This window comes from Chromobacterium haemolyticum (assembly GCF_009936155.1).
Lineage (GTDB): Bacteria > Pseudomonadota > Gammaproteobacteria > Burkholderiales > Chromobacteriaceae > Chromobacterium > Chromobacterium haemolyticum.
In genome coordinates this window covers 1,884,283-1,895,014 of the sequence record NZ_AP019312.1, presented here as the reverse complement: position 1 = coordinate 1,895,014, position 10,732 = coordinate 1,884,283, and the positions used below count along the sequence as shown (strand labels likewise).

The 10,732-nt window shown below is 61.8% G+C and carries 8 protein-coding genes; all 8 read right to left on the bottom strand.

The features are described 5' to 3' along the window. Positions 1 to 57: 57 nt before the first annotated feature. The 8 genes from GYH29_RS08685 to GYH29_RS08650 all read right to left on the bottom strand — a co-directional run bounded on the left by GYH29_RS08685 (position 58) and on the right by GYH29_RS08650 (position 10,632). On the bottom strand, positions 58 to 1,737 hold the full coding sequence (locus GYH29_RS08685; protein ID WP_161523539.1) for a ShlB/FhaC/HecB family hemolysin secretion/activation protein: 1,680 nt from the start codon (positions 1,735 to 1,737) through the stop codon (positions 58 to 60). A 154-nt stretch (positions 1,738 to 1,891) separates the two neighbouring features. Next, the gene (locus GYH29_RS08680) at positions 1,892 to 3,157 is read right to left on the bottom strand and encodes a nitronate monooxygenase (protein WP_019101832.1); all 1,266 of its coding nucleotides are present in this window, start codon (positions 3,155 to 3,157) and stop codon (positions 1,892 to 1,894) included. A gap of 256 nt (positions 3,158 to 3,413) precedes the next feature. After that, positions 3,414 to 5,429 carry a M13 family metallopeptidase gene (locus GYH29_RS08675; protein ID WP_161523538.1) on the bottom strand — a complete coding sequence of 672 codons (2,016 nt, stop codon included), beginning with the start codon at positions 5,427 to 5,429 and terminating at the stop codon, positions 3,414 to 3,416. 207 nt (positions 5,430 to 5,636) lie between these two features. Next, the gene (locus GYH29_RS08670; protein ID WP_043592074.1) at positions 5,637 to 6,056 is read right to left on the bottom strand and encodes an ExbD/TolR family protein; all 420 of its coding nucleotides are present in this window, start codon (positions 6,054 to 6,056) and stop codon (positions 5,637 to 5,639) included. A gap of 13 nt (positions 6,057 to 6,069) precedes the next feature. After that, on the bottom strand, positions 6,070 to 6,513 hold the full coding sequence (locus GYH29_RS08665; RefSeq protein WP_043631007.1) for an ExbD/TolR family protein: 444 nt from the start codon (positions 6,511 to 6,513) through the stop codon (positions 6,070 to 6,072). A gap of 10 nt (positions 6,514 to 6,523) precedes the next feature. Beyond that, the gene (locus GYH29_RS08660; RefSeq protein ID WP_043594717.1) at positions 6,524 to 7,255 is read right to left on the bottom strand and encodes a MotA/TolQ/ExbB proton channel family protein; all 732 of its coding nucleotides are present in this window, start codon (positions 7,253 to 7,255) and stop codon (positions 6,524 to 6,526) included. Positions 7,256 to 7,304: 49 nt separating this feature from the next. Further along, complete coding sequence (locus tag GYH29_RS08655) at positions 7,305 to 7,961, bottom strand: energy transducer TonB (protein ID WP_081576017.1); 657 nt, start codon at positions 7,959 to 7,961, stop codon at positions 7,305 to 7,307. Positions 7,962 to 8,058: 97 nt separating this feature from the next. Further along, complete coding sequence (locus GYH29_RS08650) at positions 8,059 to 10,632, bottom strand: TonB-dependent receptor (protein ID WP_232060541.1); 2,574 nt, start codon at positions 10,630 to 10,632, stop codon at positions 8,059 to 8,061. Positions 10,633 to 10,732 lie beyond the last annotated feature (100 nt).

Genomic DNA, 10,732 nt, shown 5'->3' with positions numbered 1-10,732 from the left:
CAGGACAGGGCCCGGCCTTGAACGCACGCTCAAGGCCGGGGGCTCGGCAAAACAGGCTTATTGCCAGAGCAGGGTCAGATTGAAATGGGTGATGGCGGGCCGGTTCCAGCCTTGCGGTTGGCGCATCGCGCGTTCATGGCTGAGCTCGGCGCTGAGTTTGCCCGCCAACTGCGCGCGCAGGCCGGCGGCCCAGCCGGAAAGGCTGCGGCTGGTATCGTCGGCGTAAGCCGGATGCGACACCCGGCCGGCGTCCAGGCCCAGATAGCCTTCCAGCTGCGCGCCGGCCGGGGCCGGTAGCGGCGCGCTCAGTTCATTGCGCCAATACAGGCCGCCGCGGCCGCTGAGGCTGTTGCTGTTGAAGCCGCGCACGGTGTAACGGCTGCCGATGGAGAACTGCTCGGACGGCAGCAGCGGGTCGGCGCTGTACTGGCCGCGCAGCTCGCTGCTCCAGCGCCAGGTTTGGCCGCCCAGGCGCAGCGGCAGCTGCAAGGCCAGCCGGCTTTGGAACAGTTCATGGCGGGCGGTGAAACCGGCGGCGGCGGTTTGCGCCTCGTTTTGCGCGCCCCAGCCGCCGATGCCGCGCTGATAGCCCAGCGAGGCGTCCAGCACCGCTTCGCCCAGATAGCGGCGATGACTGAGCTCCAGGCCGGCGATGGTCAGGTCGCGGCGTTGCTGCGCGATTTCCGCGTCCTCGATAAAACTGCGCGAGGCCTTGCGGGTCAGGCTGGCCTTGAGTTCGGTCTTGCTGCTCTGGTCGCGGTGCAGCAAGCGCGCCAGCGACAGCTGGGTATTGCGGCTGTGGCCGCTGGAAGAGAAAGACTGATTAATCGCCTGCACCGTTTGCCGGTAGGCGAACGCGCTATAGCTGGCAAACGCGGTCCAGTCGCCCCAGGGCAGCAGCCAGGACACGGTATGCGCCTGGCTCAGCGGATGGGCGATATGCTCGGCGTCCTGGCTCCAGGACAGGGACAGCAGGTCGTTGAAGCCGGTGGCGCCGCCCAGCAGCAGGCTGGCGTTGCTCTGCAGCCTGCCGGTGGCGGGCTGGCCGCTGTCGTCCAGGCTCAGTTGCCCGGTCAGCTGGCGCGCACGGCTGCGGCTGACCGCCACATCGCTTTCGCCCGGCTGTTGTCCAGGCACGATTTCCATTGTCGCCTGCTGGGTGGGCACTCGCCCCAGTTGTTCCAAGCCCTGCTCCAGCGCGCGCACATTGAGGATGTCGCCGGCTCCCTGCGGAAAGGCGGACGCCAGGCCGCGGTCGCCCGGCCCATCCTTGAGCCGGATTTGATGGATGCGTCCCGGCACCACCGCCAGCCGCAAGCGGCCCTGCCTCAGGTTCTGCTCCGGCAGATACACCCGGCTGGTGACATAGCCGCGCTCCACCATCGCATTGCTCAGCTCCGCCACCACTTGGTCCAGCTGAACCAAGCCCAGGCATCGGCCTTGCCAGCGAGCCGCCGCCGCGGGCAGCCAGCCGCGCCAGGCGGCGGGCATGCCCTCCAGCTCGATCCGCTTCACCTCGAAGCACGCCCCTTGATGCGGCTCAGCCACAGCGGGCGCGGCGACAGCATTGAGAGGGGATGGGGATTGCAGCACGTCGGGCCGCCGTTGCAGCTCTTCCCGCTGCTGCTCCAACTGCTGTTGCTGATGCCGAAGAATTTGTTCGTCCAGCGCGGACGCTCCGGCGGCGGGAACAAGAAAGCCGCCCAAAACGGCGGCCTGAATCAAGGTATGGTTCACGGAGGCTTAGAGTGATTATTTTAAATTATTTAAATGGTATTTATGCTCCCATTTTAAATAATGACAATCACAAGGTAACTACGTGAAAATACGTAACGCGTAAAAAAACCGGAAGCCTCGCTTCCGGTTTTTAGTCTGCCGCGTCTTGTCCCGCTCAAGCCAGAACAATGCTCTCCAGCTCCGGCAAGGCGATCTGGTGATCCTTGCTGTATTGGTAGTCGTGGAACACGTGCTCGGCGCTGAGCAGTTGATAGCTGCCGTCTTCACGCCGAACTGTAGTGTCTTTGAGACGATAGGTATTCTGCCCGCAGGTCCAACAATCGAAATTGCGCATCTGAGTGCACAAACAGGTCTTGTCCCACACCTTGATGCGGCGCTCGCCGGGATGGGCGGCCACTTCGCGGTTGTAGGCATCAATATAGGAACACCCGCCCTTGGCATCCAGCAGGTAGCCGTAGGCTTCGCAATTGGGGCGAATGCCGTCGCCGATGGCCGGACAGTGTTTGATCATGCGCATAGGATAGCCGGTGGGCGACAGCTGGTTGACTTCGATGTCGTCTTCATTGGCTTTGAAGTACTCCTGCTGTACTTTCTCCGGCAGACCGCATTCGCGTGCCACGGTGAAGCGGGTAGCCACCTGCACCGCGCCGGCGCCCATTTCCAGGAAGTTGGTCGCATCGCTGCCAGTGAACACGCCGCCGGCCGGAATCAGCGGAATGTCCAGCTGCTCGGCCCGCAGCCAGTCCCGGATTTCGGCGACGATAGTGGCCAGGTCGTATTGCGCCCAATCCATGCCGAAGCCCAAATGGCCGCCGGCCAGCGGGCCTTCCACCACCACGTAGTCCGGCAGACGATTGCTGCGCGCGCTCTTTTTCAGGAACAACTGCAGAGCGCGCAGCGAGGAGACGATGATGCCGAGCTTGGCGTCGCGGAAGCGCGGGTGGTCTTCCATCAGCGCGAAGGAGCCCAGGTGCAGGCCGGCGGCGAGGGTGATGCCGTCGATGCCGGCGTCCAGCGCGGCGTGCATGCGCGTGCGCAAGGTTTCCTTGGGCGCGTTCATGGTCAGCTTTTCCATGCAGTTGATGAAGACCAGGCCATCGCCGCGTTTGGCTTCCATGGTCTTGCCCACATGCATGCGGGTGGCTTCCGCCAGCAACCCCAAGTCGAACTGCACGACGGATTTGTCGCTGTTCTCGACATTGAATTTGTACTGTTTGAGCTTGTCTTTGACGTATTTGGTGTTGAAGCGGCGGTCGGTGACCGTGGGCACCATGGCGTCGGAAATATGCCCCACGCCGCCCAGTCTGGCCGCTTCCAGCGCCAGCGCCGAGGTGGAGATGTCCACACCCATGCCGCCAATCATGATGGGCACCAGCTCCTGCTTGCCCAGCCGCAGTCTGAAATCGTCAACGCACTTCATTAAATCAGCCTATCTCTCCTGAATGCTGGCCGGCATTATCCCCCGGCCTTATGGGAAAATCCATTTTTTTAGAGTTTTTGCTCCGAGGGTCCAGCCAAACCGCTCCCGTCAGCCCCAGCCGGTTCAAGCGCCCAGCCCTTGCCACTATGCGCCCGCCATATTGCAGCCATGCTACGCGCCGGCTCATTGAAAAAGCCGGGGGGGGGGCCCGGCCTTTCCCTGCATGCCGGCGCGTGGCAGGCCGCAAACTACGGTCTTACCAAATACGGATGCGTTCGTCTTTCGGCTTGAACATCTTGTCGCCGGGCTTGACTTCGAAGGTTTCGGCAAAGGCGTCGCTGTTGCTCGCCGCGCCGATGGCCCGGAACTCGCCGGGCGAATGCGGATCGCTCACCAAGCGCGACAGCAAGGCCTCGTCGCGAATTTTGTTGCGCCACACCTGGGCGAATCCATAGAAGAAGCGCTGGTCGCCGCTCATGCCGTCTATTGTAGGCGCCGGCTTGCCGCCCAAGGACAGTTGGTAGGCCTTATAGGCGATTTGCAGGCCGGCGTTGTCCGCGATGTTTTCGCCCAGCGTCAACTCACCGTTGATGTGCTTGCCCGGTAGGGGCTCGTAGCCGCTGTACTGCGCCACCAGCTTGCCGGTCAGCTGATCGAAACGGGCGCGGTCTTCCGCCGTCCACCAGTTGCGCATATTGCCGTCGCCGTCGAACTGGCTGCCCTGATCGTCGAATCCATGGCTGATTTCATGGCCGATCACCGCGCCGATGCCGCCGTAATTGGCGGCGTCATCCGCCTTGGCGTCGAAGAACGGCGGCTGCAGAATAGCGGCCGGGAATACGATCTCGTTCAGCGACGGGTTGTAGTAGGCGTTGACGGTTTGCGGCGTCATCCCCCACTCTTCGCGATCCACCGGCTTGCCCAAGCGGGCCAACATGCGGCGATATTCGAACAAGGAGCCTCGCTTGATATTGCCCACCAGGTCGTCGCGCTTGATCTCCAGGCCGCCATAGTCGCGCCACTTATTGGGGTAGCCTATCTTCAGCATGTATTTGGACAGCTTGTCCTGCGCGGCCTTCTTGGTGGCCGGGCTCATCCAGCTGAGCGTGTCTATGCTCTGGGCGTAGGCCTTCATCAAATTGCCCACCAGCGCTTCCATCTTGGCCTTGGACTCCGGCGGGAAGTAAGCCTGCACGTAGAGCTTGCCCAGAGCCTCCCCCAGATTGCCCTCTACCGCTTTCACCCCGCGCTTCCAGCGCGGCTGCTGCTCCAGCGTGCCGGCCAGCGCCTTGCCGTGGAAATCGAAACGGGTCTGCGCCAGGGCGCTGTCCAGATAGGGCGCGTAGGCGTCCAGCGTCTGCGCCGTCAGATAGTCCTGCCAGTCTTGCAGCGGCAGCTCGGCCGCCAGCTTGGCCCAGGCTTGCGCATAGCTGGGCTGGTTGACGTTGACGTTGACGGCGCTGACGCCGCCGGCCTCGGCCGCGTTCAGGAAGACTTGCCAGTCAAAGCCCGGCGCCCGCTTTTTCAGCTCGGCCACGCTCATCTTGTTGTAGGTTTTTTGCGGATCGCGGTTCTGTACCTTGCTCCACTGGGCTTCCGCCAACTTGGTTTCCAGCGCGAACACCCGCTGGGCTCGCCGTTCCGGTTCGCTGTAGCCGCCCAGCTTGAACAGCTTGGCAAGATAGGCGCGGTAGGCCTGGCGCGCCTTCTCGAAACGCGCGTCCTTGCCCAGGTAGTAGTCGCGGTCCGGCATGCTCAGGCCGTTCTGATACAAACCTGCCAGGTATTGACGCGCGTCCTTGGCGTCCGCCTCAACGTAAAAGGCCAAAGGCTGTTGCACGCCCAGACCCTGCGCCGCGCCCATCCATGCCGCCAGCGCGCGCTTGTCCTTCAGGGCGGCGATTTCCGCCAGATCTCCCCGCAGCGGCGCCAGGCCCAGCTTGTCCAGCGCGGCCTCGTCCATGAAGCTGTGGTACAGATCGCCGATCTTTTGCGCCTCAGCCGAGGCGCCCGGCTTGGCGGCGGCCTCCTCTATCAGCTTGCGGCTGCGCTCCTGGCTCAGGTCGCGCAATTGCTTGAAGGCGCCGTCATTGTCTTCGGACGCCGGCAGCACCGCGTGCTTGACCCAGGCGCCGTTGACCGCGTGATAGATGTCGTCTTGCGGACGCACCGCGTTGTCGAAATGCCGTTTGTCGATGCCGGACACGGCGCTGGCTTGCGCTTGCCAAGCCAGCAGCAAGCTGGCGGCCATCAGGGCTAACTTGATTTTCATCGGGGTTCCTTTCACTCCATTTCTCTGCGGCCCTGTTTTCATTGTTTTGGTTCCGGTGAAAATGCCGGGCCGGCTCACAATGGCAAGATAAAGGCAGCCCGAAGGCTGCCTTTTCCTCACAAGGGGTCAAACGTCAATTTCATGACAAAGACAAGATATAGATTAATACAGCCATATATAAGGAGTGCCTTGGCCAGACCGGCGGGCTCACTGCACAAACTGCTCGGATCCCACGATGCCCAGCTTGGTCACCCCCAGACGCTGCGACTCCGCCAGCACCATCGCCACCGGCTCATACCCAGCGTCCTTGTTCGGCTTGATATGAAACTCCGGCTGCGGCGCCCGCGCCGCCGCTTCCGTCAGCTTCTTCTCCAAGGCCTCCCGGTTCGCCAAGCGCTCTCCGTTCCACAAGATCCCGTTGTCCGGCCCAATGTCTATCTGCACCACCACCGGCTTCTCCATCGGCTTCGCCGGACTGCTCACCGGCATGTCCAGCTTCACCGCGTGCGTCTGGATCGGAATCGTGATGATCAGCATGATCAGCAGCACCAGCATCACGTCGATCAGCGGCGTGGTGTTCATTTCCACCATCAGGTCGTCGTCGGACGAGCCTACGTTCATTCCCATCTTCCTGCCCCTTCTAGTTCCGCGGCGGCGGTTCGGTAATAAAAGCGATCTTCACGATCCCCGCCTGCTGCACCGCCAGCACGATCCGGCCTATCGGGCTGTACTTCGCCCCCAGGTCGCCCCGAATGTGCACTTCCGGTTGCGGGTCCTTCTTCGCCTCCTTCACCAGCCGCGCCAGCAGTTCTTCCTGCGTCTTCACCGGCGTGGTGTTCCAGTAGATGGTGTTGCCGGTGTCCACCCCCAGCACGATGTTCTCCGGCTTGGTCTGCGTCGGGATGTTGCTTTCCTTCGGCAAGGCCATCTTCACCGTCTGCGTCACCACCGGCACCGTGATCAGGAAGATGATCAGCAGCACCAGCATCACGTCCACCAGCGGCGTGGTGTTGATCGCGGACATCACCGCGTCTTCGTCGCCCTTGCCGTGGCCTTGGCCGAATCTTGCGTTGCGCCCCTTCATCGTCGCCGCCTCAGCGCGCGTTCAGCAGGCTGGCGTGCAGGCGGCCGGCCACCACTCGCACCATGTCCAGCACCAGCTTGTTGCGACGCACCAGCCAGTTGTATCCCAGCACCGCCGGCACCGCCACGCCCAGGCCGATCGCGGTCATGATCAACGCTTCGCCCACCGGGCCCGCCACTTTGTCGATCGACGCCTGACCCGACATGCCGATCGCCGTCAGCGCGTGGTAGATGCCCCATACCGTGCCGAACAGGCCGACAAACGGCGCGGTGGAGCCGACGGTGGCCACTACCGACAGGCCGTTTTGCATATGGTGACTGGCGGAATCCACCGCGTCGGAGATGGCCATCGACACCCAGGTGTTGAGGTCCACGCGCCCGGCCAGTTCGCCCTTGTGCTCGGCCGCCGCTTCAATGCCGGCTGCCGCCACCGCGCTGAACATGCCTTCGTCGGCCAGTTCGCTGGCGCGCTTTTGCAGTTCCGCGCCGTGCGACGCCAGCAGTTCGCGGCCTTGCTTGAGCAGGCGGCGTTGTTCCAGCAGTTTGACGATGCCCACGTACCAGGTGGCCGCGGACATGATCAGCAGAATGATCAGGGTGCCGCGCGCGACGATGTCGCCTTGCGCCCACAGGGCGTCGATGCCGTACGGGTTGCTGGTCACGTGGGCGGTTTCGGCGGCCAGGGCGTTCAGGCTGCTCAGCAGAGCCACGGCGGTGAAGGCGATGCGGGTGATTTTGCTCATGTTCTGGTTCTCCTAAAGATTGCTTGTTCCGGTCGCGGCGCGCTCGCGCTCATTCGCCGGAATCGAGTTTGAAGCCGAATTCCTGGCTCAACAGGCTGTTGGGTTTGCAGCTGTAGCCTTGCAGCGCGGCGCTGATCGCCGACTGGAAGCCGCTGCGGTAGCGCGGCGGGATGCCGCCGTCGAACGAAATATTGGCGATGTGGCTGAAGCGGCCGTTGTCGCCCACCTGGAAGGCCACGCGCACCACGCCCTGGATCTCGTCCTGCTGCGCCTTGCTCGGGTACTCCGGGGCTTGCAGCTGGGTGCAGTTGGCCTTGGCCGACACCGGGCCCTTGGGCGCTTCCACCGCCGGGGCGGGGGTGGGCGCCGGCTGCGGGGCCGGGTCCGAGGTGGTGGACTGGATCGCGTTGGCCGTGGAGGTGACCGGCGGCGGATTGACCACCGGCGGCACGTAGGCCTGCGGCTTGGGCGCGGCGGTGGGCTGCACCACTTTCTCGATCTTGGGCGGAGGGGGCGGCGGAGGCGGCGGCGGTTCGCTAATGACCGCCACTTCCACTTTTTGCTGGATCACTTTGACCACGCCCTGGGCCAGGCCCGACACCAGCGCGTAGATCAACAGTGCATGGAAGACGACCACGCCGACCAAGCCCGCGATGCGGCGCTTGGGCGGGGGACCGCCGATTCCTCTGGCTGTGATGCTCGTCATGTTTATATCCACTGTCTTCTGATTCGCCCGGCGGCGGCGCGCCGCCGAGCCCGAGAACAGGGCGGATCCGATCCGCCCCGTCCAGTGTCCCGCCGCCTTAGAGCTTGTAATTAGCCTTGAGGAAGAAGGAACGGCCCATCGGATCGGTAAAGCGCGGATCGTAGCTACGCGGCGTGGTATCGCTCTGGTTGGAGTACGGCGGCTCTTGATCGAACAGGTTCTTGATGCCGGCGGTCACCGTCAGCTGCTTGTTCCAGGCGTAGGACCCAGACAGATTCCAGGTGGAGTAAGGCCGCACAGTATTGTTCTGACCTTTCTTCGAGTTGCTGTCGGTGTAGCCGGAACGATAGTTCTGCGCCAGCACCCCGCTCCACGCGCCCAGCGACCAGTTCATCGACAAAGTGTGCTGCCAGCGGAAAGCCGGACCGTTCGCATCGATGTAAGATCCAAGGTTGCTGAAGTACGGGCCCTCTTTCTCTTTCTGGTAGGAGTACTTGGACAGATAGGTGCCATCCAGGGACGCATTGAAAGTGCCAATCGCGGTCCTGGGCAACAGCCAGTTCATCTTGATGTCCACCCCGGCCGCGCTCAAATTACCCAGGTTGGAATAGTCATCGACGATATAAGACAGATTGCCGTTGCTATCGCGAATGAAGCGATCCGAATATTTGGACGGATTAGCGAAGATAGTATCTTCCGGGATCACATTGATCTGATTCTTGATCATGGTCCACCAGAAGTCGGCACTGGCGGTAAAGCTCTTCACCGGCTCGATCACGATGCCAAAGGACAAGGAGGACGACTTTTCCGGCTCCAGGTTCTTGTTGCCGCCGTAACGGATATCCCGCTGAATACTCTGGCACGCTAAGGCGTTCGCGCCCGGCACCGGGGTTTTGCCATTAGGGCAAGCACCGTAATCCACATAGGCACGGCCTGTCAGCTGCAACTGGTTAGGCTTGTGCATATTGTACAGAGACGGTGCACGGAAACCGGTACTGGCGGAGGAGCGGAACATCAGCTGCGGCAGCGGCTGGTACTTCACCGCCACCTTGGGATTGAAAGAGCTGCCGGAGTCGCTGTAGTGGTCGTAACGCGCGGCCAACTGCGCGTCCAGGTTCTTCAGAACTGGAATATCCGCCTCGCCGTACAACGAATAGGAGTTGCGGCTGCCAGCGGCGTCTTCGGTCTTGTTCTGACCAGTGCTCAGCGCATCGCGGGTTACCGCTTTGTTGTAGATCGTGCTCAAAGACTCGCGGCGTACCTCCGCGCCAAAGGCGATGGCCATCATCCCGGCCGGTAGTTGCAGCACTTCGCGGCTAGCCTTGATGTCGGCCATGTCTATGGTGGACTTGGCTTCCTTGGTCTGGCCGGTTATGCCCACCGAACGCCAGGCCGCCAGATTATTGCCGGACAAGTCAAACGGATCCAAAGCCCCGCTGTCGACCGCGGACTGCATCTTGCTCTTGCTAACGTAGCCGGAGTTCAGATTTTCCTTGACCAGGTTTTCCGAACGGCCGATGCCGGCGCGATAATCCCAACCGGCGATCAGGCCTTCCATATTCAGCATCAGGCGCTGCGTGACCGAATTGGCTTCAGTCACGCGATTACCTAGCGGGACGGTACGCACATATAACTGGTCGCGCTTGCTCGGGTCCACCGCGTTGGCGCGGGTGATATCTCCCCCAGTCGGCAACGGCGCGTTTTGGGAGGTGGTGGTGGTTTCGGTGCGGGTGTATTGCAACGACAATTCGTGATTGTCGCCAATGCGTTTAGTGGCCTTGATCACACCGGAAATCTGCTCTACCTCCGGAATAATGCTGGGGTACAGCGAGTAATATTCCTGGCAGTTTTCGCCATTGAACGTGGAGAACGGTGGCCGGCAATTCGGTGCGGACGGAGTCATTAAGTCCCCGGTAACCCCATCAACATAATTGCCAGGCCAGGCATTGGGACTGGAACCGGTATCTTTATTGATCAGCGAAGCAAAGCCGCGCTGAGATGCCATCACTGGGTCTTTTTTCTGGTAATCGATGGCGCCGTAAATATTGAAACCGTCGTTACCCAAATCCCCGTAGCCATAGGAAACATTGATGTTTTTATCATCGCCGCCGCCGTGCTGCGGATTGGAAAAACTGCCTCCAATGCTGAAGCCCTTCAAGCTCTTCTTGGTGATGAAGTTCATCACGCCGCCGATGGCGTCGGTGCCGTAAATGGCGGAGGCGCCGTCCAGCAACACTTCCACTCGATCAATCACGGAAAGAGGGATGGCGTTCAGGTCGGCGGAAGTACCGTCAATCGCCTGATTGGCCATGCGACGACCGTCCAGCAACACAAGGGTGTATTGATTGCCCAGACCACGCAAGCTTGCAAACGCGGCACCGCCCGTAGAGGCGCCCACTGCAGCTGCCGCACCTTGCGACGACTGGTTGGCGGCGATGCTGTTGACCACCTGCTCCACCGTGGTCAGGCCTTGCTTGGCCAGGTCTTCGGTTTTGAGAATAGTGACGGGCAGCGCTTTTTCCTGCTTGATGCTGCGCTTGATGTTGGAACCGGTGACCTCTACCCGATCCAGCTGACCGGAGTTCGCCTCAGCGGCGAATGCGAACGGCGCATGACTCGCCATGCCGGCCATGGCCAGGGCAAGCACTAGCTGCTTCTTTTGACTTCTCAACTTGATTTCTCCTTAACTGCACACGGAAACCAGCAACGCTTCTGGCGAACGTTTGCTGGATACTGCAGGTCGTCGACAATCGAACGTCATGACCGTGTTT